We start from the raw sequence: 25172 nt of genomic DNA, 5'->3' as shown, positions 1-25172 counted from the left end.
AAGTGAAAGGAGATGATCGTGGCCCAAAACATCACCGCCTCTGTTCGTCAGAAATTGCTGAACAAATCCCGAGAAGAAAAACGCCCCTTTCAGGAGTTACTGCAGTACTACGCCATGGAGCGTTTTCTTTACCGGCTTAGCCAATCGACTCATAAACGCAGTTTTACCCTTAAGGGCGCCCTGCTGCTATGGGTTATGCAGGGGCCGGATATTCGACCGACGCGTGATATCGATATGCTGGGCCAAACAAGCAATCGCCCAGAGGCTATTCTGGCCCAAGTGAGCGATGTGATAGCCACGGGCGTTGTGGATGATGGTTTATCTTTTGATTCAAACACTTTAAAAGCCGAAGCCATTACCGAAGACGCTGACTATCAAGGGATTAGGGTGACGTTTACAGGGTTGCTCGGAAACGCCACAATTCCCATGCAATTGGATATTGGCTTTGGCGACATTATTTTCCCGCTGCCTTCCTGGCAGACGTTTCCTGCCTTGCTGGACTTCCCCACCGACAGAATTCTTTGTTACTCACCAGAATCATCCATTGCTGAGAAATTTCAGGCGATGATTAAGTTGGGCGAACTAAACAGCCGCATGAAAGACTTTTACGATATTTGGTCACTCTCGCGGCAGCACTCTTTCACACTCTCAAACCTAGCTGGCGCAATAACAAGAACCTTTACCAACCGGCATACGGAACTCCCTGAAACCAATCCTTTTTCTACCGCTTTTGTGGACAGCAAGCAGCCACAATGGCAGGCTTTCCGTAAGCGTCTTGGCCAACCCCATGTGCCGGAGGCGTTTTCGGAGGTTGTAGCAGCGGTGTTGGAATTTCTTGCTCCCGTGATAGAGAAAACAGCCGCCGACCCCGTGCAGAAATTCTGGCACCCACCCGGACCATGGAGTCGGCAGGTCGATGGCTAGCTTTATATCAGAAGATAATCTTGAACAGGCATTATTACAGCGCCTTCAGCATATCCACGGTTTTGATGTACTGGATTGCTATACCGCAAAGCCGGAAAACCTGAACGATGGCTCCCAGCGCACTGATAAACGGGATGTGATACTCCCAGTGCAACTGAAAGAAGCCTGCGTGGCACTGAACCCAACTATTCCAGAACGCAACATTGATGACGCCATTGAACGGGTGATGAATCGACGCACGGCCATGTCGCCGATTGCTGCAAACCGTGAGTTATACGACCTGATTCGTGATGGCGTCCCCGTACAGTTTGATAATGAGCAAGGTATTAAGCAGTACGAAAAGGTTCGCCTTGTTCACTTTGATGACCCAAAGCAGAACCATTGGTTGGCGGTCTCCCAGCTATGGGTTAAATCGGTAGGTCAAGCACCAAAATCTGCATACCGGCGCCCGGACGTAATTCTTTATATCAATGGCTTGCCGTTGGTGTTTGTGGAGCTGAAAAACTCTAACGTAAAGCTCCGCAATGCTTTCGAAGATAACCTTCGCAGCTATCGCCACGATATCCCCCAGCTCTTTCACTGCAACGCTTTTTGTATTCTTTCCAATGCACTGGAAACCCGGATGGGTAGCTTCACGGCCGGCTGGGAGCACTTTTTCAACTGGTTCCGGGTTAAAAGCGAGAATGAAGCAATAGATCGCAAGAAAATTACCGAGCAGGCCACCAGCCTGGAGCAAGCGGTGAATGGTCTTTGCGAGCCGTCTCGGATGCTGGACTATATCGAGAACTTCATCTTGTTTCATAAGGGCGAAACCAAGATTATCGCCCAAAACCATCAGTTTTTGGGCGTCAATAACGCCTTTGAGCGGTTCCAAAACCGCCGGGAGCATGACGGCAAACTGGGCGTCTTCTGGCATACCCAGGGCTCAGGCAAGAGCTTTTCAATGATCTTCTATGCCCGCAAGATTTTCCGCAAGGCCACAGGCAACTTCAGCTTTGTGGTGGTTACCGATCGACAAGACCTGGATGGACAGATCTATCGGAATTTTCTCAATACTGAAACGGTTCGCAAAGAGGATGCCGCGCAACCGGCCAATGCCGAGGAAATGCGTAAGTTCCTGGGGCAGAACAAGAAGGTGGTTTTCACCCTGATTCAGAAGTTCAGGTACGACAAGGGGCGCAAATACCCTCGGCTGTTCGATCCGGAAAAGGAGAATCGGGAAATCATCGTGATGGTGGATGAAGCCCACCGTACCCAATACAAGAACTTGGCGGAGAATATGCGTGCGGGCCTGAGAGGTGCCCACTTCCTGGCCTTTACCGGTACACCGTTGCTGGGGCGTGATCGCAAGACTAATAGCTGGTTCGGCGATTATGTATCCGAGTATAACTTCCAGCAGGCTATGGAGGATAACGCCACGGTGCCGTTGTTCTACGAAAAACGCGTACCGAAGGTGCTCATCCAGAACGACGATCTGGGCGACGAGTTCTATGAATTGCTGGAAGACGAGAACCTGGACGAAGCCCAGCAGGAAAAGCTGGAGAAAAAGTATGCCCGCGAACTGGAAGTCATCAAACGGAACGATCGTCTAGATACCATCGCCAAGGATATCGTTTATCACTTCCCCCGCCGGGGTTATCTCGGCAAAGGTATGGTGGTCACTCTGGACAAATTCACCGCCGTGCGTATGTACGACAAAGTGCAGCAGCACTGGAAGGATGAACAAAAGCGCCTGCTGAAACTGATCAAAGAATCGACCAACGAAGTGGAGAAAGCCCGCTTCAAAAAGATCCGGGATTACATGAAAACTGTCGAAATGGCCGTGGTGATCAGTGACCCAAAAGCAGACGAAGAAAAATTCGAGAAACAGGGACTAAATATCAAGCCTCACATCAAGCGGCTAGATCAGCTTGATGCACATATGCACGATGTGGAGTATAACTTTAAAGATCCGGAACATCCCCTTCAACTGGCGTTTGTGTGTGCCATGTGGCTAACCGGGTTCGACGCACCTACCGTCTCAACCCTCTATCTGGACAAACCCATGAAGGGTCATAGTCTGATGCAGACGATTGCCCGGGCCAACCGAGTGGCATCCTACCGAATTAAAGGCCACAGCGGTGATTTAGTAGAAAAGAAAAGTGGCGAAATCGTCGATTACTACAATGTTTTCCGGAACATGCGCAAAGCACTGAAAGACTATGCGCAGGGAGCGGATGGCGACGAGCAGCCGGTTCAGGAAAAGTCAGAGCTCTTTGAATTGCTGGATGAAGCCGTTGCCCAAACGCTGGAATTCTGCAGGGAGCGAGATATTGAGCTGACCTCAGTATTTGAGAAACAGGATACCTTTAAAAATATAAACTTCTTCTATCAAGCGGCAGATACGTTGCTGAGCAATGAAGAATGGCGCAAGCAGTTCAATGTCTATGAGAACACGGTGACCGCCCTTTATGAGGCGTGCAAACCGGAGATTTTCCAACAGCACGATAACCAGCGGATTGCGGCTATCCAATATCTTCGTGGTGTGGTTGATGCCTTGGTGGAAAAGGCGGATATTGACGAGATCAGCCAGAAGATTTCCGAGTTGTTAGATGAGAGTGTGGTAGTTGATAACGCAGAAGCGTTCAACATCAAGGAGCACCGGGCTGAGTACGAAATTGTCCAGAAGGGCCAAGGTTGGGATCTGAGCAAGATTAACTACGACAAGCTCCGGGAAGATTTCAAAAAGGCAGAATACAAGCACATTGAGATTGCAGAGCTCCGTGCCTTCATTGAAGACAAGTTGCAGCAGTTGCTTGAGCAAAATCACACACGTACGGATTTCGCACAGCGTCTTCAGGAAATCATCGACCAATACAACGCCGGTAGCTCTTCAGCAGATGCATATTATGAAGACTTAGTGAAGTACGTCAGTAACTTGACAGATGAATCAGAGCGCCACACTCGTGAAGGGCTGACGGAAGAAGAATTAGAACTCTACGATCTTTTGAAGAAAGACAAACTGACCAAAGCCGAGGAGCAGAAAGTCAAGTTGGCAGCCAAAGATTTGATCATCCGGCTGCTTGAAGGCTACCCCAAAGTCTTGGTTCAGGATTGGTGGAAGGACGGCCAAACACAACGAGCAGTAAAAGCAGCAATTGAAGAAGTTCTCGATAAAGATTTACCGGAGAGCTATGACCGGGTGGCGTTTAAAGAGAAGTGCGATAACGTGTTCGAACTGGTCGTTGAATTCGCGGCGAGTGGACGAAAATGGGTCGCTTAAAGCTCTCGAAACAATAAGGTCAGTAATCTCTAGCGACCCAAAGAGTACTCGTGCCGAAACTGAGCGTCTTAATTTTATCAGCAGTCGTTTAAGTATCATCAAGTCTCGGGATCATCGTCAGTGTCCTCGCCACGCTCCGCTCTTTTCCTGCTGATGGAACGCGAGAAGAATGGCACTACGTAAAGCACCACCCAGGCCAGTAGCGTACACAGGACGGCCGTCTGCTCGCGCCCCAGGCCCACGGCGATGCCGATGGCGGCCGTAAACCAAATGCCCGCCGCCGTGGTCAGCCCTGATGTGCCTTGTTCATCTTTACGGGTGATGATGGTACCGGCACAAAGAAAACCGATCCCGGAAATGACCCCCTGAATGACGCGGCTCATCTCTGAATCGGAGATGCCCGCCTGCGCAGGAATCAAGATAAATAGCGCAGCCCCCATGCATACCAGCATATGGGTACGTATGCCCGCTGGCTTACCGCTCTGTTCGCGTTCCAGCCCCAGCAGGCCACCCAAGAGCGCCGCCATCAACAGCCGCAGCACCACCACGACAAATTCACTTAGATCGTTAAAATCCGAAAACTCGGAGACAACGATATCGCCAATCACTTCCATTGTGTTGTTCCTGTCGCTGTACTAACCAAAGGGGGTCACTGGCAATAATGGTCAGGCGGCCTTCTCGATCTAAGGCCACCACTTTGACATCATCGGCTTGACGGAGAGTCCGTGGATGATGATCGAAAGCACGATCACCACCAGCGTAATATGGATGAACTCCACCGCCAGCGCTTCCGGCAGACCGAACACAATTGCGAACATCAGGTAATAGATCGAGCCGATACCACGCACGCCGAACCAGCCCACCAGCATTTGCAGCCGCACCGGCGTACCCGAGCCAAGCAGGCCGATAAATACGCTGATAGGGCGCACGATAACAAACAGAAATAGCGCCAGGCCAACCGCCCGCACACTCCACGAATCAAGGAACAGCATCCCTCCCAGCAGCATGACAAGCACCAGCTCGGACAGCCGCTCGAGGGACTCCTTGAACGCCAGCGAGCCTTCTGCCACCTGCGTGCTGTGTTGAAACGTCGCCTTTTCGTCGTGGGCCGCCACAACAGGCGTGGCCTGTTCATCTTTGGCGGGTGCATGAACATTCGCCAGCTTGCGCTCCGACTGGCGCAGTGAAATGGCCGCGGCAAACACCGCCAGAAAGCCCCAGGCATCCAGCAGCAGGCAGATGCCATAGACCACACCGATCAAGCCCAGGCCGAGGAAGTCATCCAGCAAAGGGCCCTCGCTGATCAAGAAACGTTGCTTCCACACCAGCTGGGCCAATAAACGCGCCATGAGCACGCCCACCACCAACGCCACCAGCGTGGACCACAGAACATCCTTCAGCAGCCAGCCCTCTATCAGCTCAACGCTGAACGGCTCACTGAGCATGGCAAGCCCGAGCATCACAAACGGAAAGGCACTGCCATCATTCATGCCCGCTTCACTGGTCAATGTGAAGCGCAGCGGGTCTTTATCACCCATGTGGCGAACCTGCACTTCGGTGGCCAGCACCGGATCGGTAGGCGCCAGTATGGCGCCCAGCACAACCGCCGCCCCCAGCGGAAGCGCCAGCACGTAGTAACCGAAGGCGGCGGTCAGGGCGACGCTGATCGACATGGAGACAAACGCAAGCCGCACCGGAACACGCCATTCGCGCCATCTGAAGGGCAACGGCATTTTCATGCCCGCGATAAACAACGACACCAACACCGCAATCTCGGCGAGCACTTCCAGCAGGTGTGCCTGCTCGAGCGGATTGAAATGAAAGGCGCCCAACACCGACGGCCCCAGGATGACGCCAATGGCCAAATAGACAATCGACGGTGTGAGCCGCATACGTTGAAGAAAGGAGGAACGCAATCCCATCATGATCAACAGGATTCCGATCAATACAAACCAGGCGGCGGTGGTCAAGGGTGTGCATCCGAAGGGAATAGAATGGCAGTGTGATGCATAGGGGCCGCCCGGTCACGAAGATGATGGTGGCCGGGTGTGGCTCTCACCAGGTCTGGTCGACGCCTGGCGGCCCCACATCGACCGGCATGTCCGGGGCGATATCCACGACGCCCTCGACCTTTTTCAGCCGTTCCGCCGTGACGTTATCGGCCGACCCGGTAATGCAGCCGATATCTTCAAGCACCTCTCTGATCGTCAACCCTTCGTCACTCAGGCATGTGGCGATGTCATTGATCGATTGGTCGCTTGAAACCGTGATGATCCATAGTGCTGTCGTTGCCATCGAATCTAGTCCTCTATACCCGGCGATGAGCGCTTCACTCAAGGCGCCTGTACCAGCCCCGCCCCAACGCGGGATTCGGCAGACGGCAGGCGCTGGGCTGACGCCAGCAGCTGTCGCCAGAGTTTCATTCCTCGCAGCGAGGCGTCCGTCTGAGCCCACAACGCCGCGCAACCCGCCACGTGGGGTGCCGCCATGCTCGTGCCACTGATCGTTTTGTAGTGAATCGGCCGAGGCCACGACGAAAAAACGTCGCGACCGGGCGCTGCAATATCGATCTTGCCAACGTTTGAAAACCGGGAAGGCTTCAGGTTGGCATCCAGCGACGCCACAGACATGATGGTGGGCGAGTTGGCCGGGGCACCGGTGCTCAGCGACGCATTTCCCGCCGCGGCAATGATCAGGCAACCCTTGCCCAGGGCCGCAGAACCCGCGTGGGTGTAGGCGGCCTGGATCGGGCTCTGACTGCCCAGAGACATGGAGATAATCTCGCATCGGTTAGCGATGGCACAGTTCATTCCGGCGAGTACACCCGCCCCCGTGCTGTTCCCTGCGTTGGTGAGCACCTTTCCAGCAAACACCTGAGACTCAAAAGCGATGCCGTAACGCGAGGCACTCCCAGCAGGCACCTTTGGCCCGCAAGCCGTACCAATACAATGTGTTCCGTGGCCGTTGATATCCTGAACCGGCTCCCCGACGAAGGACCGCGTCTCGAACGGCCGGTCTTCGAAATCAGGGTGCCCCAGATCCATCCCCGTATCCAGCACGGCCACTTTGATACCAGCCCCACTTGCAGTGCTTTGCGGCACCTTGCATCGCCTCAATCCCCAGGTAGCGCCTAGAAAGTCAGCCTCAAGATCCTCTTCTTCTTCATCAATATCGCCGACAGCACCAAGATCCTGAGCGATGGCGCTCGCCGCCCTCAAAAAGCCGCGCAGGTACTCCGAGCTTTCCGAGAACGCAAAATACTCCGGCTCAATGATTTCTATCGGACTCTCAGCGGGGATGGTGTCGTTAACGCTCATTCCATGCAGGGTGAGCGCATCACCCCCCACCAGCGCGACACCCAGCTCAGGGAACACCATCGCCTCGGCATCCCCGGCGTCTTCCAGGCTGACCGCCTGATCCGCAAAGTCACGCGCATCGGCCACCCGAAAGTTCTGTGCCTTCAGAGCTTTGATGCCCTCTTCAAGCATGCCATCACGATAACTGATGAGAAAGCGGCCTGTTTCAAGGCAGCTACCACCACGCTCCAGTGCTGCCAGCAGGAGTTTTTCGGCCCCGCACGAAACCGAGGTGAGTGACTCGCTCGCATCAGAAAACTGACCGTCGCTGCCATTACCTTTAGGTTTTTTAGCCATCGTAGATCCCTTTGCGTGTGGCGCTTGAAAGGCTTAGCGAGGGTCAGGGAACTTCGTGCGTAAGCATTTCCCTGAAGCCCAGGGTGACACCTCATGTTCACTCTAGTCGGGAAATGCCTGGCGTGCTGCTAGCGGGAAGATCGAGTGGCTAAGAACTCGCCGTTTCCAACGGGTACGGTGCAGGTGCTGAAACCAGGGTCTGCCGACACCAGCGCCATAAAAGGCGCCATTTCGTCGGCGTGGGAAATGGCGTTATCGACGACGACAAGCCCACCCATGCTCAAAACGCGCTGGATACGCGGCCACCACTGCTCGTATTCAGAGCGTTTCGAATCAAGAAAGATAAGGTCAAAACTGGCATCCGGCATACCGTCCAGGTGAGCACCCGCCTCCCCTTGAAGCTGGGTGATACATTCAGCGAGACCTGAGCGTTCAAAATTGTTGGCGGCTAGTTCAAGCTTGAACTCAGATTGCTCAATCGTAGTAACATGCCCGCCAATCTTGCTTTCCGCCTGAGCAAGCCACAGCGTCGAATAGCCGTTTGAGGTGCCAATCTCAAGCACACGCCGCGCATTGGTCGCCTTAATAAGCACCGACAGAAATTCCCCGGTGTCCCGGGTGATATTCAGCATACGGCGCGGGCGGTCAGTAATGGCGGCATCGTTTTCCTGACCAAATTGCTCTAACTCACTTAGCAACGCCTGTAATGATTCGCTCACGTTAATCCCCAGGTATCCAAATCGGTTTTCAAAGCATCGTGGTTAACTGCCGGCGATACGCTCTTCATCCCGAAGCGTCAGCACATCGAAACCGCTGGAAGTGACCGCCACGGTGTGCTCCCACTGGGCGGACAGTTGCTTATCGCTGGTCACCACCGTCCATCCATCTTTCTTCGTTTTAGTCTTGGCCTTTCCCTGATTAATCATGGGCTCGATGGTAAACACCATGCCTTCTTTCAATACCAGCCCTGCGCCCTTCTTGCCATAGTGCAGCACCTGCGGCTCTTCGTGCATGTCTCGACCAATCCCATGGCCGCAATACTCACGAACAACAGAGTAGCCGTTCTTTTCGGCATGTAGCTGAATCGCGTGGCCGACATCACCTAATGTTGCGCCGGGCTTAACCGCTTGTATCCCTTGCCACATGGCCTCGTAGGTTTTATCGACCAGCCGCTTGGCATAGGGTTTTACATCGCCAAGAAGGTACATTTTGCTTGAATCGGCGATAAATCCGCCCTTCTCAAGGGTAATATCGACATTAACGATATCGCCTGACTTGAGCTTTTGCTTTTCCGATGGAATACCATGACAAACCACATGGTTAACTGACGCATTCAGCACATATGGATAATCGTATTGCCCCTTGCTGGCGGGGCGAGCCTGCAAATCATCAACGATATAGCGCTCGGCCCAATTATTGATATCCATGGTGGATATACCCGGCACAATTAGCTTATCAAGATGGCTATACACCAATGCGAGTAGCCGTCCGGCCTCACGCAGTACGCGCAGCTCCTCTTCACTTTTCAGCGTTACCTCAGCCACCGATCACCTTCCCTAGATCGACCTCGGCTTGCTTCATTTGCTCACGCATAATCTCAGAGAAGGTCATGCTCGGATTGGCCTCAGCGAGCATGCCTATTTTTATCCAATATTCAGCCTGCGCATTGATAGAGCGCACCATCACCGAGCTAGCTTTGCGAATTTCTTCGTGTAGCTCATCATCTATCTTAACGATGCCCATAAATCACCTATGGTATACGAAACGTAGATAAACCATATATCACATCTCATAAGGCGACAAGATTGCTGTCTAGGCGCTGGAGGAAGCCAGCCACGGCAGAGCGCGACCGGCGAGCTGAGCTCGGAGAAGTGACAAGGCATTGGAGGGCGTATTAGCGAGCGCGCTTGTTAGGCCGTACCACGAACCAGCTGGCCAACACCAAGCCGCCGAACAGAGTATAAACGGCTAACAGGAGCATCTGTGATGGAGGCATAGGGAAATGGCTCCCTACTGCCGGAGCGGGGACTTGGGGCTTAGACAGCAAGCCATAGATTATGAGCAGGCAATCAGTGCTTAACTCAGTGTCCACTATTGGTGGTGCAGATCACTTCAGCTCGCAGTGTCAGAACGTCACAACCGCCGGCGGTGTGTTCCTGCCAGGTGGAACGGCAAGGCTACGTCTGAACCTCGGCCAATGGCGCTAACGCTAACACGTCTTTGCGCAGGTTGCGTTTTGGTTTTTCCAGAGCAGCGCGCCATTGACTGCACTCCTGCTTCTGCCGTGTGTCGTTATCGGCACTAGCACAGAAGGCATCCAGCCAAACTTGGCGAGTGCACAAATCTTGAAAGTCACCGAGCAGACGCTGGCGGTGCTTCAATTCAGATACAAACGGTTTGGGGGTCTCTGGCATCAGGTCGGCCAGGTAGCGGATGCGCTTCAAGCCCTTGCGAAGTTCATGCAAGGTGGTATCAGGGGCGTCTAACGCAAGTGCTGCCAAATCCTCGTCATGGCGGGCGATACGCTCGTCCAGTACTGCCTTGCTGCGCTTTGGCGTGAACTTGGAGAGCGCCTTTACCACCTCATCGGAAACGATAAAGCGCTGCCAACCCTGGAGTTGCTCGACATACTCCGACGTGCTTAGTTGTTGGCATAGGGCTTGATGGTGCTCCCGCTGGCAACCCTGCAGCCATTGTTTTAAGCCCTCGCGAGTGCCAGGGGAAAGTGGCGGTGAGGTATTGCTCAGATCCTCCACAAAGACGTCAAGGTCGCGAAGATCGCTGGTGGCTCTGGCACAATGTTTGAGCCACTTAAGTTGCTTCTTCAGGCCAGGCACCTTAACAACAGAACGCAAGGATTCGCCGACAGCCCGACTGCGACGCAGGTTAACCCGATACTGATGCAGAAACTCAGGATCTACGCCCGCGATCACACCCGGTTCTAACGCCCTGATCATCCGATACTGGTGCTCGAGCATGGCATGGATACGGCTAGCCGTGTCGTCTTTATGGGCGGGTGGCTTGGGTGCCCGGCGCTTGAAAAGCGCATAGCTGGCCTCTTCCGGGCTCAGGTGCCCCACTAACTCGGCACAGCCCTGGTTCATGGATGACCAGGGCGTATCTGGCAGAGTGAAGTGCAGCACGCTAGCGGTGGGCAGCGAAGGCGGCACTTCGTCATTGAGCCAGCAAGCGAACTCAATCAGGGCCGGATTATGGCCGATAACCAGCACCCTCTCGGCCCCGTCAGGCAACGCTGTCAGCCATGCCAATAGCGCTTCAACATCGAACGTGTAAAGGGCTTCATCGAAGTGAACCGGATTCGCCAAAGTACGGTCAGGCAGTTGCGCCGCGATCTCGTCGAATGTCTCCCGCGTGCGCGCCGCCGTACTGACGTAAGTCTTCCCTTCCAACGCTTGCCAGCGCCGCAGCACAGGCGCCATTGCCGCTGCCTGACGTTTGCCCCGCTTGCGTAGCGGTCGTTGGTGATCGGTCATATCGCCACGGGGCTGTTTGGCCTTAGCGTGGCGCATTAGGTAAAGATGCCGCATGGGTTAACTCCTAATCACGCTATGCTAGGCAAAGTTTAGTACACACGCATAATCAGAGGTTTATTATCAAAAGCGCTGACGCTGACGAGGCCGCACCACAAACCAGCTCGCCAGCACCAAGCCGCCAAACACGCTGTACACCACCATGAAGACCCAGTCAGGGGCGTTGTAATAGAGCAAGCTCTGCAGCCAATGCTGAATAAACGACCCCGCATAGGTAGCGGCGCCCGCCTCAGCCCTTAATGCCATTTCCCAGGTCGTTAACGGGCAGACCGCCCCCAACCAGGATTGCCCCACCACATAGCCGATGGCGCATAGATGCACGATGCGGAACACTCTATTGCGCACCCAGTGCCATTCAAGAAAATAGCCTGCGTACACGGCGAAAAGGCCAAGAACCACAAAGGCCACAAACAGCACGTGGATAATTAGGAGGGCGTCGGCTAGCAGGAGCAGCAGTGATGGAGGCATAGGGAAATGGCTCCCTACAGTTGGAGCGTGGACTTGGGATTCGACAGCAAGGGTTGGTGGGGCGTTCAGAGAGTAGCGCTCCCGGCGACTGCTGAAAAAAAGAAAGCTGGCAGCGACAACCCTAAAGCACCAGCGCATTTCTGAACGTTTAAAGAGAAATTATATACAGGGATTTAATTTATTAGCCGTTGGCAACTTGCAGCCAAGAGCGGTCTTTTAGGCGATCCTGATATAATGCGGAGCGCTGCGTTGGCCAGACCAGCCGTCCAGTGCTTCCAAGGGATGTTTCACATCCACGAGGCTGAAGTAGCTGGCCCAGCCACGCAGGATCTGAACCAGTTCTTCGAGCACTCGTCGGATGTGGCGCCCTCTGCCACGCTTGAGGACTCGCAGATACGCTGCATCAGGCGCTGCGCGCCATGCCTGCCCCACAACCAAGACGCCCCCGGAGTTCCGGGGGCGTGGGTGTTGCTAGGTTCTCAGTTTACCGAGAGTGTCAGTGGCTCTCATTGAGTACCGCTTCAGGGAAGTGGCGACGCAACATCCGGTTCTGAAAGTCGTCCACGAAGCGGCTATTGATGATAATGATGAACCGCTCGAAGGGTGCCTCGCTGTCGAGCTGTTCGATCCCGTCGACACTGTGGAATATCCGATCATCATTCAGATGAAGGATATCACCGGGATCCAGGGTGATATCGACCAAGGGTTGCGTGCCAGCCTTGTCTGCGTAGAGGTGGTTTTCGGCACCCGCCACGTTTTCCCGATTGACGACCAGAATGCTTAGGGCCTTGCAGCCATCGGCATGAATCCCCTGCCCCTGAAGGGGGTCGATGCTGCCTTCCCCGCGAACCCCGGTGATCTGCATCAGGATGGGTTCACGCGCACCGATATTCCACAGCCTTGCCCAGGCGCGAACGAAGGCCTTCACATCCGGGCGTGCCATGAATTCACTTGTCAGCGGATCATAGTAACGCAGGCGGTCGGCCATGCTATCCGCGTCGTTGAAGGCACCCCCCTGGGCCATGGGGCACTGGCCCATATCCTCGACATCTCCCTGATCATTCAGGGCGAGCCATGACATCCGCTTCCATCGCTGGTTAACGTAGGGATCGCGCGGCAGGTCAGCGGTAAACCCCTGCCAGGCGCTCAGATCGATTCGCTCCCGAATATCGGTTTTCGCCCAATCCTGATGCCTCAGCGCCTCGGTCACTCCCGGATTCCAATAATCGGCGAGTGAATCGGCAGGCATGGAGGTGGGGTCGAAACCGTGTTTCAGAGTATCGAGTTTCATGTTGGTATTCTCCTGTTAACTGGGCGGAATTGCCCGGTGTTGCCGGTGTAAACACAACGGTCAACAGGAGGAAAATGAAAAGATTTGCAACGATATGTCAAAGAAATGTACTAAAAAAAGAGTGATTTTTTTGAAAACAGGATCAGACCGTTGATGACGTATGTGTAGGTTATCTCCTACAAATAGGTGTAGGATAATCACAACAAAGTGCCCATTTTGTTACCATTTTGATGGCTCTTGACAGTGTTTTTTTAAGTGGATCCCATGACTGCCAGCGATTCCCGCCATCACAGAGATCCGGAACGCCTGAAGGAGAACCGCAGGGAGTTTTCCGGTGCGCTCGTGTTGAAGATGTCAAAGACACCTTCAACTGATGGCATCGATTCGCATGATGCCGGCAGGGAAGAAGTCGAGTTAGTACGCCGACAATATCTGGAGAGTGAGCAGCGATTCCGCGCCCTGCTGGAGAGTCTGCCGAAGGTGGCGGTTCAGGGTTATGATCGCGATCGGCGGGTGATTTACTGGAATGAGGGTAGCACTCGTCTCTATGGCTATACCGCTGAGGAAGCCCAGGGACAGTTACTGGAAGATCTGATCATTCCTGCCTTCATGCGTGACGAGGTGATCCAGGCGCATGGTGCCTGGATCAAAGAAGGGGTCGAGATACCCGCCGAGGAACTCGAGCTCAAGCACAAAACCGGTGAGCTGGTATCGGTCTTTTCGCAGCATCTGATGCTCAATGAGCATACCGACTCACCCTTGATGTTCTGCGTAGATGTCGATCTTTCCGACCAAAAGCGCGCCCACCGTGACCTGGAATTCGCCACCCATTTCGACAGGCTCACCCATCTCCCTAATCGCCAGACCTTTGAGGTCGACCTGGACAGTCTGTTGGATTCCTGTCGACGCCAGGGCAATGGCCTGGCAACCATCTACCTGGACATCGATCACTTCGTCGAGATCAATGATGCCCTTGGCTATGATCAGGGCGATCGCCTGCTCATTGAGCTGACTCGGCGACTGAGAGAGTGCCAGCGAGTCACTGACCTGGTGTCCCGTGTCTCTAGCGATGAATTCGTGCTGGCCTTCCCCGGCGTCCACTTGGCCCCCGATGTCAGACGGGTCGTTCGTCATGTCCAGAATGTCTTTCGGGAACCTTTCGTCCTGGATGGTCGGGAGTGTCAGGTCACGGCCTGCCTGGGTGTGGCGCTCTTTCCCGAGAATGGTGAATCGTCACGCGAATTGATCCGTAATGCCGATGTTGCCAAGAATCGTGCCAAACTGGATGGTCAGGGTGTTGTACGTTTCTTCCAACAGAAGCTCCATGATGAGCTGGTTCGCCAACACTATCTCTCGGCGCGACTCGAGGAAGCCCTGGATAACGGTGAATTCTCCCTCCACTACCAGCCCCAGGTCTCGGCGGCCAGTGGGCGAATAGAGAATCTCGAGGCCTTGATACGCTGGGAGCCTGCCGAGGGCCCGCCGATCTCGCCTGCCGAGTTTATCCCGCTGGCCGAGCGTTCCGGTGTGATCCATCGTCTGGGCGACTGGGTCATCGAAGAGGCTTGCCGCCAGCAGGTGGAATGGCGTGCCAAGGGATTTCATCAGCACCGCATCGACATCAATGTCTCGGGTCGTCAACTGGTGCGTCCCGATGCCCTCAAGAGCTTCGAGGACACGCTGCAACGTCACGGCTTAGGTCCGCGGGATATCGGCATCGAATTGACCGAAAATGTCCTGATCGAAGCCGACGAGACCGTCCTCGAGGATCTGTGGCGCCTCTATCATCGCGGTATTCGCATTGCTATCGACGACTTCGGGACCGGTTATTCCTCCCTGAGCTATCTCAAGCACTTTCCAGTCACCGCCCTGAAGATCGATCGCTCCTTCATCCACGACGCTCCCATACAGCCGAAGGATAGGGCCATCATGGAGGGTGCCATCTTCATCGGTCATCGGTTGGGATTGGAGGTGGTGGCCGAGGGCGTCGAGAACGCAGAACAGTTGTCATTGCTTCGCGAAATGCATTGCGACCTTATCCAGGGGTTCTTCTTCTACCGTCCGATGCCTGCCAAGGAAATCGACCGCCTGCTGGGCGGTTTCGTGCCTGGTCACGAAGGGCTGTCGAGCTGAGCTTGGGGTATCGGGCACCGGCATAAGTGTTCCTGGGAGAGTATTCAGGGGCGCTAAAAACCGCAGGTGATGCGCTTAATGTTTGAATTCAGGTTTTCAATGTAGCACTTATAAATGTGCGCTATTGCTTCCAAGTCCCCCTTAACGGCATCTCTGATCATACTCAATCCAGGTAATTTCTGATGGTTTAACGTCACCGGACGCCTATTAAGCGGGCCGCTTGGCAAGCAACGCCCATACACCCGCCGAAGAGAGTAAGGTTCCACCCAATACGTTAAAGCGGCGCTGCGCGCGACGCGATGCAAGCATCTTGCGCACTGATGTGGCAAACACCGCATAGAGCGTGGCATTGAGCGTTGCCAACACCACGAACGTGACCGCAAGAATCCAGAGCTGCTGCCCGGCGTCGGCATTCGGGCTGACGAATTGCGGTAAGAAGGCGACAAAAAAGATGATGCCCTTCGGGTTGAGTGCCGTCACGAGGTAGGTATTGGTGAAGAGCTTCCAGCGCGAACCTGAAACGGTCGGCGTCACAGGCTGTGCCGATGATATACCGGCACGTAAAAGCTTTATGCCCATATACAGTAGGTACAAGCCGCCTATCCACTTGATGACGGTGAACCAAAAGGCCGAGGCTGCTAAAACGGCCCCCAGGCCAAGTAGTGAAAAGACCAGCGCCGTTGAATCACCCAGGGCAACGGCAGCGACAAGCGGGATATTGGCACGCTTGCCCTGGGCAATGGAGTAACTGACAACGGTCAAGATCGTCGGGCCAGGGATGGCCAACAACGCCACGGATGCGAGAGCAAAGGCAAACCAAATTTCGATAGACATAGGGCAACCCCTCAAAAGTCGTTAATGCTAAGTTAGCATAAGCTTCACGACGGTTGGAGTGCTCCCAAGCAACGTTTCTTGAACGACGTTAAGTACACGCGCATCACCTAGCGAGAATGGTTAAGAGCCTGTACATCTGCCCTCTTCCACATCATCGTGGCATACCACGACTTGGTTCCTGCCACCGCGCTTGCCAACGTAAAGCATCTGATCCGCTCGCTTAATCAAGGACTCAAGATTATCTTCTTCAGTGTTCACAGCAGCCACACCGATGGTGACACTAGGGCAATGCTTGCTCATCTCTTCTGTTAACGACAGCTCAGCAACCTTCTTTTTCAGCCGTTCTGCAACCATTTGCGCATCGCTTGGGCTGGTGTTTGGTAGGGCCGCCACAAACTCTTCCCCCCCAAAACGCCCAATGACATCCGTTGGGCGCAGCGACGCTGCGCAGACCTCGGCAATCCTCATCAGCACTCTATCCCCGTGGCTATGCCCCCAGGTGTCATTAATGTGCTTGAAATGATCCACATCGATCATAAACAAGCTAAACGGTGCCCTGTCGGATTGGGAACGCTGCAACAGCCCTTGGGCCAGTTTCATAAAATGGCCGCGATTATTGAGATTCGTCAGCGCATCCCGCTCGGCGACCACCCGAAGCTGCTCTTCCAGCGATTTCCGGTGCGCGATTTCCTTGTGCAACTGGTGATTTTGATCCCGCTCTTCATGAAGCAACGCAAACTGCTTGCGCTGTAGACTCTCCAAACGCAGTAAGGCGAAGAACCCCACTACATTAGCCATAATCAACAAAAGTGCGATGCGCAGCGCCGCCATCGGGGCAATATCCGTAAACTGCAAGGCAACGGCTAAAAAGCCAATATTCAAATAGAGGCTCGCAACCGTCACCACGGTGAGCAGATTGGGGATCAGAAGGTAAAATGCCATGGTGGCGACCACCACCGCGGTGATTTGCGTAGAGAGGCTGTCAGGGCGCAAGGGAACAATCAAGATAATGCCGGTTGCCAAAATCCATAGCGGTAAGGCGTGCAACCAGACTCTGTAACCATGCCCTCCCCAGCGCCTAACCCCAAAGGCCACCAGCAGGCAAATGCTTACCACCACAATGCGCATGATTAGCAGCAGATAAAACTGACTGGTGAGGCCCAGCAAGTAATAATCTGAAATCGCAAACATGCCAAAGACTAACGCCGCAACGCTCAAGGCAAAGCTGTACTCCAACCTCATGCTTTCCTGGATAGACCGGCGGTACATCAACTCGTGGCTAGCGTCGCAAAATTGGCCCGTTAACCAATGCACTTGGTACTGCTCTTTTTTTGATGACAAAGCCACAAACTCCCTGAGTAACGCGGCAATTTTTTATTGTTCTGCAAGCAGAGTGCGCCGCTAACCTGAATCGTTCGCCGAGGTAACGGCGCTGGTGACCATGTCACGCCCCCTCATTTCTGCATACAATACATTGCAAAAGCCGAATGCGCTTGAGGCTTGATTACATATCTTACCAATCGGTCAAGATAGTTAGCCACTGCCATCGTTTCCTGCCCCACTATCGACCATCATTGTTTGTTAAGCCTTATGTGAAGAGCAACAAGAATGATCGGGTCAATGCTGCGGCCATATACGAGGCAATGAGTCACCTGCCTATGAGATTCGTGACTCTGATCCCGTTTTAGATCTAGCCAGAATTGGAAAAGTCCGGCGACAGCCCTACGGCTTTTTTCGGTTGCCAGATTGGCAATCGGCGTCCAAGCCCAGATACCTCAGGCGATTCTCTTTGGAAGTCAGCCAGTTTGATTGGCGTTGCCCTCAAACTCCGGAGAAGTATCCACCAATCGCGCACGAAGGCGTGGCAGTTGCGAGGGGTAATGCTGCTGTATAAACGTCACCAGCCCCTCACGGATAGCGCATCGCAGATCCCAGTTCTGGCTAGAGTTAGGTGCACTCATAAGGAAGCGAATCTGTAGCGCCTGATCATTGGAGTCGGTAACCTGAACAGTCGCCACCTTGCCATCCCACTGCTTCATCGTATCCAGCAAGCGCGCGAACTCCTGGCGCAGTGGCTCGATGGGCATGGTGTAATCAACCCAGATAAAGACCGTGCCCAGCAAATCCGCCGTATTCCGCGACCAGTTCTGAAAAGGGCTCTCGATAAACCACTGCAAGGGCACTATAAGCCGGCGCTGATCCCACACCCGGAGGACAACATAGGTGGCGGTCACTTCCTCGACCCAGCACCACTCGCCCTGTACGTTCAGCACATCATCAATGCGGAACGGCTGGGTGAGCGCAATCTGAATGCCCGCCAACAGGTTACTGAGTACCGGCCGTGCAGCAAAACCCAGAACAATGCCGCCAATACCTGCGGACGCCAGCAGACTGGCGCCCACTTTCTGTACCGACTCGAAGGTCATCAGCGCGGAACCACTGCCCACGATGATAACGAGGACATTCAGACAACGAACCAGGAAGCGTGTCTGTGTCTCTACTTTTCGGGCCCGTTTCCACTGTCCTTCCAATACCGGATTCAGCAACACGATAACGTCGCCAATGACGGAAGTCAGGCGAACCGCTGCCCACGTCAGGGACAGAATCAGTAGCAATGTGACCACCTGTTTCACCGGGTCCAAGAGCAGCAGGTCATCCGGAGCGCCATTGAGCATAGCCCTGAGTACCAGCAGGCTGGTGACCAAGCCCAGCGCCTTGGCAGCCGCGTCCAGAAACAGCCGAAGGACGGTTCGCCGCTTCGAAAAATGCCGGAACACTGCTAGCGTCAGCCGGTAGAGGATGTAACTGGCTATCACGGCAAGCAACGCCGAAATGCCCGGCAACATCCAAGCCTGTAAACCCGCTTCCAAAGTTTTCAGCATTGCACTTTCCTTATCGATGGTGGCTCCACCCCGAACAACCTAAAATATACGGCTTGGAAAGGCCATACAGTCACCCAGCGCCTTTGATAAATCTCTGTAACTGTCCGCACTTATGACATTAGCGTCTCCCAAAGAGCCTTGGCTGATATTGCTTTAGCGCTTCGCCCAGCTCGTTTACTCTCGCCACCAAAACAAGTTTCTGGATCAAACACACTTTCGCAGCGCTGACAGGGTGGCAACGGAGATTGCCGTAGTAAGCCATGAAGGGGTTCAGGGTGGTATGTAACCGTCATCACTGCGTCGATCAGCAGCTATGTCGCTGGCTGCTGCTCAGCCTGGACCGGTTACCGGGCGATAAAGTAAACATGACCCAGGAATTGATCGCCAATATGCTCGGCGTTCGACGTGAGGGGGTGACCGCATCAGCGGGAAAGCTTCAGAAAGCCGGCTTGATATCCTACAAACGTGGACGTATCACGGTGACAGACAGGGCGGGGCTTGAGGAGCGTGTCTGTGAGTGCTATGCAGTCGTCAAGGAAGAGTACGACCGATTGCTCAGTCATGACCACGTGGCAGCAGCGTAATATGGACAACAAACCAAGGTGTCAAACATAGCCGCAAAACGTATTAGCCATTTATGTGCGCTATCGTACCGACGCGTGATTGACCCCAGTAGCAACATGCAGAACGACCGTTTGCTAGTTTTCTGACGGTAGCCTGCAACCGACACCGAAATGATGATTACCTCATTGTGCCGTTTGCCAGGTTTTTATAACCGGAGGGCAAATGACGTCTACATTGCACGTCCCCACTACCAATCAGCTACTTGCTGCGCTACCAGACATTGAGCGTAATGCGGTGATGGCTGACTGCGAAACCGTGGAGCTTGCTTTTAACGAGGTGCTACTCCAGCCCGACGATACGATTACCTACGTTTATTTCCCTATCGATTGCTTTATTTCACTCATTACCGTCGTCGACACTGATGACCGCCTGGAAGTCTCCATGGCGGGCCGAGAAGGCATGCTGGGCACCTCATTAGTGCTCGGTATTGAAGACACCCCACTGCTATCGCTCGTTCAAGGTGCAGGGTCTGCTCTGCGCATCAATGCAGCCCGCTTCAAGCGGCTACTGGAGCAGTGCCCTGTACTGAATCAGCGGATGAAGGGATATGTCTATGTCGTGATGAACCAAATGGCGAAAACGGCTGCTTGTAATCACTTTCACGCGATTGAGGCGCGTCTCGCCCGCTGGCTACTGATGACACAAGATCGCGCTGGCTCTGATCAACTGTACCTAACCCATGAGTTTCTCGCCATGATGTTAGGCGTTCGCCGGGCAGGCGTTACGCTTGCCGCAATAGCCCTGCAAACCCGTGGTTTGATTGTTTATCATCGTGGCGAAATCGATGTGCTTAACCGGCCGGGCCTGATCGAAGCGTCTTGCGAATGCTATACGGAAGATTGCGCGCTTTATGCCAGGGTGTTAACGGCATTATGAAACAGAAATCATAGCCCCAACTCTAGCCGTGACTGGCTTTGTTAGGCCACGAGCATTGATTTCGAACTCAGAAATTTTCTCCCCTTGACCGCAACGCCTTCAGTCACAGCAAGTCGAAAAATTGTTATTCACCAGTATTTTCAACAAATAATCGGCATCCTTATTTGTACTAATCGTATATGTGGCAATAGCTTTTCCTGCTCAGTCTATGGTCACCTCGTCCTTCATTCCAAATATCTCATCATACTTAAAAGACCAATAAAGCAATGCAAAATTGAGTTTATCTCGGATAGCGACTCGATAGACTCTTAGCCAACGTGGCGGCTTACTCCCGTCACCTCGAACACTTTAAAACGGTTATGGCTGTGGGCTCTCTCAGACCAGCAATGGGCACCTGAGTACGCAGTAGACTGCCGGCTGCCGGCCAACGTTCCTTGCCTTCGGCATCAAGGTGCTGCGTGGCAGTCGTGATATAAAGAGACTGAAGGTCGGGGCCACCGAAGGCCACCATGGTGGGATGAGGACACGGCAGTTCTATATTCGCCATTAACTCTCCTTGAGGCGAAAAGCGCACAATACGACCACCTCCATAGAGAGCACTCCAATAGTGGCCTTCACTGTCAATGGCGGCTCCGTCTGGCACGCCGGGAAGCCCCAGCGCCTCTAAATCGACCCAGTTCTCGGGTTCACCAGTGGCGCCGGTTTCCACGTCGAAGGGGTAGCGCAGGATTTGTCGTGTCAATGAATCCGTATGATAAAGCCAGCGCTTATCCGGGCTGAAGGCTAGGCCGTTTGAAATACTGAGACTCGATTGCCGACACACAAAGTCACCCTGGTCGAGGCAATAAAGCCCAGCGGTGGGGCTCGCTTCATCGGCGGCTATGGTGCCCACCCAGAATCGGCCAGCCGCATCGCAACGACCATCGTTGAAGCGATTACCTGACTGATGCCATTCAAGATTGTCAGCAACGCGCTCGCGCTGGTTGCCCAACGGAAATTCGAGCCGCTCAATACCCGAAGCGGTTGCCGCCAATAGTCCGTTCTCGCACAGAGCGATGCAGCCCACCTTTTCATCGAGTTCGATGACAGATGGCTTCTCGTCACTGGTCGGCCGCCAGCTGTAGAGGCAGCCGTTGTTGATATCCACCCAGTAGAGCATCTGACGCTCCACCGACCACAAAGGGCTCTCCCCCAGGCTCATGTCCAGTTCGAGCGCCACTTCGACTGTGCAATTCTCCATCTCTCCACTCCCTTTACCGGCCATCAATGATTGTCCCGGGGCGGGTTTAGCCTTGCGACGTCACGATAGCGGGCCGCCCCTTTCAAGGTCATTCCCTGGTCAAGAGGCTCGACCAAGGTACGCTGGATTTCCTGCCAGGGTGTCTGGTGAGCCGGATAGCGGTAGCCACCCTGCTGCTCCAATTGGGTTCGCCGCGTATCCAACTCAGCCCCATCGATAAGAAGCCTTACCTCACCCTTGGCAAGATCGACACGTAGCCAATCACCATTCTCAAGCAACGCCAGTCCACCACCGGTAGCGGCCTCTGGTGAGGCGTTAAGGATCGAGGGCGAACCCGACGTGCCCGACTGACGACCGTCACCCAGACATGGGAGCGACTCGATGCCACGCTTGATCAGTACCTCAGGCGGCTGCATGTTAACCACCTCGGCACCGCCCGGATGACCCACTGGGCCCGCACCACGCATCACAAGGATGGTGCGTTCGTCAATGCCGAGCTGTGGATCATCAATACGCGCGTGGTAATCCTCGGAGCCGTCAAAAACCACCACCGAACCTTCGAAGGCGTTCAGGTCATCAGGATCACTCAGAAAGCGCTGACGGAAGCCTTGTGAGATAACACTCGTTTTCATCAACGCCGAGTCGAACAGGTTGCCCTTGAGATTCAAAAAGCCTGCGTGCTCGACCAAAGGATTGTCGTAGCGCCTTATCACTTCCGGATCGAGGGTTTCGCGGCCCTGTGTATTAGTCGCCAGCGTTTTTCCATTGACGGTGAGTACCTCGCCGTGGAGCTTGCCGGCGTTGAGCAGCTCGTGAAGGATGGCAGGCACGCCGCCAGCACGGTGAAACTCTTCGCTGAGATAAGCCCCTGCCGGCATCACGTTGGCAAGTAACGGGATTTCGTAGCCAAACGCTTGCCAATCATCATTGGTGAGCTCAATGCCGCTATGACGGGCGATGGCGTTGATATGGATCGGCGCATTGCTCGACCCGCCAATCGCCGAACACACCCGGATGGCATTCTCGAAGGCCTCACGAGTAAGGATTCTGCTGGGTCGCAGGTCTTCCCAAACCATGTCGACGATACGCTCCCCCGTATCGTAGGCAACCATCGCGCGTTCCTTATAAGGTGCGGGAATCATTGCCGAGCCGGGCAGACTCATACCCAGCGCCTCCGCCATGGAGTTCATGGTGGAGGCAGTACCCATGGTGTTGCAATGACCCACCGAGGGAGCCGATTCGGTAATTCTCGCTAAAAATTCCGGGTAGTCGATGTCACCCGCGGCGAGGCGCTTGCGCATTTCCCAAACGACGGTGCCCGAGCCCACCCGTTCGGCGCCGTGCCAGCCGTTAAGCATAGGGCCGCCGGAGAGCACAATCGCTGGAATATTCACCGTCGCGGCAGCCATCAGGCTTGCCGGGGTGGTCTTGTCGCAGCCCGTCGTGAGCACCACCCCGTCCAATGGGTAACCGTGAAGCACCTCAACCAGCCCCAGGTAAGCCAGGTTGCGATCGAGTGCCGCCGTTGGTCGGCGCGCATTCTCGTGAATCGGGTGCAGCGGAAACTCGAAGGGCACCCCACCGGCAGCGCGAATACCATCCTTCACTCGCTTAACCAATTCGATGTGATGACGATTGCAAGGCGTCAGGTCGGAACCCGACTGGCAGATGCCGATGATCGGCTTGCCACTGGTGAGTTCATCGAGCGTGATGCCGTAATTCATGTAGCGCTCAATGCACAGTGCCGTCGTCCCAGGGTTCTCAGGGTTATCGAACCACCACCGCGAGCGAAGTTGATCGGGGGTGATCGTGTGTGATGAATCGGGCATATGTGAAACCTACCAAAGCAGAAGCAAGAAAATGATGACAGGTGGGATACGTTTGGCAGTCACCACCAAGAAAAGCGTCACCTGCCGCGGCCAATGCCGCTAGTTGAAAATCAGAAAGCAAAAAGCACCAGCCATTTAGACTGGTGCTTCAACATCGGTCTCACTCGTAAGACATTTCTTCCAGTTCCTTGCCTTTGGTTTCCTTGACAACCTTCAACACGAAGAAGATCGATATCACCGCAAAGAAGGCGTAGATGCTGTAGGCGCCCGCCAAACCAATGGCGGCGAGCATGATCGGGAAGCTCATGGTAATGGCAAAGTTGGAGACCCACTGGAATAGACCCGAGATGGCAAGCCCTGAACCACGCATCTGGTTCGGGAACATCTCTCCAAGCATGACCCACATGATCGGCCCCCAGGACACATTAAAGAATAGAACATAGGCATTAGCCGCCAGTAGTGCGATCACCCCCATGTTGTCAGATAAACTCAATGATCCATCGACCATACTGGCGGTCGAAAAGGCATAGGCCATGGCAATCAGCGTCACGGCCATACCTGTTGACCCAACCCATAGCAACGGCTTGCGTCCAATACGATCAACCAACGAGATAGCAATCACCAAGGCGCCAAGACTTACTGCGCCCGAAATGACGTTGATCAGCAGTGCATCGTTTTCGGAAAACCCGACGGATTGCCACAAGACAGCCCCGTAGTAGAAGACCACATTAATCCCAACAAGCTGTTGGAATACCGCCAGTCCGATGCCGACCCAGACGATGCCATGAACCTTGCCTGTCTGCTTATTGATGACATCACGCAGGCTAGGTTGATGATCGTCTGCCAAGGATTCCTTAATCTCGGATATCTTGGTCTTAACTTCGTCATCTGACAGTAGCTTGCTTAATACACGCCGAGCTTTGTCTTCCTTGCCTGCCGTCATCAGGAAGCGAGGACTTTCCGGAATAAACATAAGTGCAATCAGAAAGATAGCGGCTGGAAACAGTTCGACCCAGAACATCCAACGCCATGTAGCAAAACCCAACCACAGTTCCGCAACCGATGAACCGGCCATATTGGCCAGCAGATAGTTGCTCAGGAAAGCCACGAATAACCCCAAGATGATGGCCACCTGCTGAATAGTCGCCAGGCGCCCGCGATAGGCTGAGGGCGCCACCTCACTGATGTAGGCAGGTGCCATCACGCTGGCGGCACCGACGGCCATCCCGCCCAAAATACGATAAATCACAAACTCCAGGGAGCTCCCGGCAATACCGGATCCCCAAGCACTGACCAAAAAGAAGACAGCGGCGACAATCAAGAGCGTACGGCGACCAAAGTGATCCGCCAGTCGACCGGCAAAAAATGCACCCACGGCGCAACCCAGCAACATCGAGGCCACATTAAAGCCGGTGCCCACACTCTCGGAGTTGAAGGCACGCTGGAGCCCATCGACAGTGCCGTTGATTACCCCACTGTCGAAACCGAACAAAAAACCACCAATGGCGGCTACACAGGAAATGGCAAACACATACAGGCTTCGCCTGCGAGTCATATCATTCGTCATGGTTAAATCCCAATGAAGTTGTATTTATCTTGTGGAAT

Annotated in this window: 22 protein-coding genes; 5 read left to right on the top strand and 17 right to left on the bottom strand. The window is 54.2% G+C overall.

What is annotated here, in order from left to right; translation table 11 throughout:
- The first annotated feature begins 18 nt into the window (after positions 1–18).
- A complete protein-coding gene (locus BLR97_RS02130; RefSeq protein WP_089702652.1) occupies positions 19–924 on the top strand; it encodes a nucleotidyl transferase AbiEii/AbiGii toxin family protein in 906 nt (301 codons plus the stop codon).
- Positions 917–4186 (top strand): type I restriction endonuclease subunit R, encoded by a 3270-nt coding sequence (locus BLR97_RS02125; protein WP_089702013.1) that lies wholly within the window; start codon positions 917–919, stop codon positions 4184–4186. The genes BLR97_RS02130 and BLR97_RS02125 overlap by 8 nt, the downstream gene beginning before the upstream one ends.
- Positions 4187–4284: 98 nt before the next feature.
- Here the strand turns inward: BLR97_RS02125 and BLR97_RS02120 are convergent, their stop codons facing one another.
- From BLR97_RS02120 to BLR97_RS02070, 11 genes are all read right to left on the bottom strand, one after another.
- The gene (locus BLR97_RS02120) at positions 4285–4800 is read right to left on the bottom strand and encodes an MgtC/SapB family protein (protein ID WP_089702011.1); all 516 of its coding nucleotides are present in this window, start codon (positions 4798–4800) and stop codon (positions 4285–4287) included.
- Positions 4801–4869: 69 nt separating this feature from the next.
- On the bottom strand, positions 4870–6156 hold the full coding sequence (locus tag BLR97_RS02115) for a cation:proton antiporter (RefSeq protein WP_089702009.1): 1287 nt from the start codon (positions 6154–6156) through the stop codon (positions 4870–4872).
- Between the two features lie 85 nt (positions 6157–6241).
- A complete protein-coding gene (locus tag BLR97_RS02110) occupies positions 6242–6481 on the bottom strand; it encodes a hypothetical protein (protein ID WP_089702007.1) in 240 nt (79 codons plus the stop codon).
- 38 nt (positions 6482–6519) lie between these two features.
- Positions 6520–7839: a S8 family serine peptidase gene (locus tag BLR97_RS02105; RefSeq protein ID WP_089702005.1), complete on the bottom strand. Its 1320-nt coding sequence runs from the start codon at positions 7837–7839 to the stop codon at positions 6520–6522.
- A gap of 128 nt (positions 7840–7967) precedes the next feature.
- A complete protein-coding gene (locus BLR97_RS02100; RefSeq protein ID WP_211605031.1) occupies positions 7968–8558 on the bottom strand; it encodes an O-methyltransferase in 591 nt (196 codons plus the stop codon).
- Between the two features lie 42 nt (positions 8559–8600).
- Complete coding sequence (gene map / locus BLR97_RS02095) at positions 8601–9383, bottom strand: type I methionyl aminopeptidase (protein WP_089702003.1); 783 nt, start codon at positions 9381–9383, stop codon at positions 8601–8603.
- Positions 9376–9582: a ParD-like family protein gene (locus BLR97_RS02090; protein WP_089702001.1), complete on the bottom strand. Its 207-nt coding sequence runs from the start codon at positions 9580–9582 to the stop codon at positions 9376–9378. Before BLR97_RS02090 ends, map begins: the two co-directional genes overlap by 8 nt.
- Positions 9583–10016: 434 nt before the next feature.
- Entirely contained in the window at positions 10017–11387 is a 1371-nt protein-coding gene (locus BLR97_RS02085) for a CHAD domain-containing protein (RefSeq protein ID WP_089701999.1), read from the bottom strand.
- Between the two features lie 66 nt (positions 11388–11453).
- Positions 11454–11858 (bottom strand): DUF2784 domain-containing protein, encoded by a 405-nt coding sequence (locus BLR97_RS02080; RefSeq protein WP_089701997.1) that lies wholly within the window; start codon positions 11856–11858, stop codon positions 11454–11456.
- 216 nt (positions 11859–12074) lie between these two features.
- Entirely contained in the window at positions 12075–12209 is a 135-nt protein-coding gene (locus tag BLR97_RS19880; RefSeq protein ID WP_244511130.1) for a group II intron maturase-specific domain-containing protein, read from the bottom strand.
- A gap of 145 nt (positions 12210–12354) precedes the next feature.
- Positions 12355–13149, bottom strand: coding sequence for a 2OG-Fe dioxygenase family protein (locus BLR97_RS02070; protein ID WP_089701993.1), 795 nt, complete (start codon positions 13147–13149; stop codon positions 12355–12357).
- A gap of 351 nt (positions 13150–13500) precedes the next feature.
- Here BLR97_RS02070 and BLR97_RS02065 point away from each other — a divergent pair, with 351 nt between their 5' ends.
- Positions 13501–15282, top strand: coding sequence for a putative bifunctional diguanylate cyclase/phosphodiesterase (locus BLR97_RS02065; protein ID WP_244511185.1), 1782 nt, complete (start codon positions 13501–13503; stop codon positions 15280–15282).
- Positions 15283–15489: 207 nt separating this feature from the next.
- Here BLR97_RS02065 and BLR97_RS02060 read toward each other — a convergent pair whose 3' ends face one another.
- The 3 genes from BLR97_RS02060 to BLR97_RS02050 all read right to left on the bottom strand — a co-directional run bounded on the left by BLR97_RS02060 (position 15490) and on the right by BLR97_RS02050 (position 18998).
- Positions 15490–16116 (bottom strand): LysE family translocator, encoded by a 627-nt coding sequence (locus tag BLR97_RS02060; RefSeq protein ID WP_089701989.1) that lies wholly within the window; start codon positions 16114–16116, stop codon positions 15490–15492.
- 120 nt (positions 16117–16236) lie between these two features.
- On the bottom strand, positions 16237–17457 hold the full coding sequence (locus tag BLR97_RS02055) for a GGDEF domain-containing protein (protein ID WP_089701987.1): 1221 nt from the start codon (positions 17455–17457) through the stop codon (positions 16237–16239).
- Between the two features lie 455 nt (positions 17458–17912).
- Entirely contained in the window at positions 17913–18998 is a 1086-nt protein-coding gene (locus BLR97_RS02050; RefSeq protein ID WP_089701985.1) for a mechanosensitive ion channel family protein, read from the bottom strand.
- A 275-nt stretch (positions 18999–19273) separates the two neighbouring features.
- Here BLR97_RS02050 and BLR97_RS02045 point away from each other — a divergent pair, with 275 nt between their 5' ends.
- Positions 19274–19582 (top strand): Crp/Fnr family transcriptional regulator, encoded by a 309-nt coding sequence (locus tag BLR97_RS02045; RefSeq protein ID WP_244511128.1) that lies wholly within the window; start codon positions 19274–19276, stop codon positions 19580–19582.
- Between the two features lie 202 nt (positions 19583–19784).
- Positions 19785–20498 carry a Crp/Fnr family transcriptional regulator gene (locus BLR97_RS02040; protein ID WP_089701983.1) on the top strand — a complete coding sequence of 238 codons (714 nt, stop codon included), beginning with the start codon at positions 19785–19787 and terminating at the stop codon, positions 20496–20498.
- A gap of 334 nt (positions 20499–20832) precedes the next feature.
- On the opposite strand, the gene BLR97_RS02035 is transcribed toward BLR97_RS02040, so the two are convergent.
- The 3 genes from BLR97_RS02035 to BLR97_RS02025 all read right to left on the bottom strand — a co-directional run bounded on the left by BLR97_RS02035 (position 20833) and on the right by BLR97_RS02025 (position 25134).
- Positions 20833–21738, bottom strand: coding sequence for an SMP-30/gluconolactonase/LRE family protein (locus BLR97_RS02035; RefSeq protein WP_089701981.1), 906 nt, complete (start codon positions 21736–21738; stop codon positions 20833–20835).
- A gap of 23 nt (positions 21739–21761) precedes the next feature.
- Positions 21762–23567 (bottom strand): IlvD/Edd family dehydratase, encoded by a 1806-nt coding sequence (locus BLR97_RS02030; protein WP_089701979.1) that lies wholly within the window; start codon positions 23565–23567, stop codon positions 21762–21764.
- A 160-nt stretch (positions 23568–23727) separates the two neighbouring features.
- Positions 23728–25134 carry a sugar porter family MFS transporter gene (locus BLR97_RS02025; protein ID WP_170832967.1) on the bottom strand — a complete coding sequence of 469 codons (1407 nt, stop codon included), beginning with the start codon at positions 25132–25134 and terminating at the stop codon, positions 23728–23730.
- Positions 25135–25172: the final 38 nt, after the last annotated feature.

The organism is Vreelandella arcis (assembly GCF_900103865.1).
In the GTDB taxonomy this organism is placed as follows: domain Bacteria; phylum Pseudomonadota; class Gammaproteobacteria; order Pseudomonadales; family Halomonadaceae; genus Vreelandella; species Vreelandella arcis.
The sequence above is the reverse complement of the archived record's forward strand: the minus strand, read 5'-3'. Positions and strand labels throughout refer to the sequence as shown.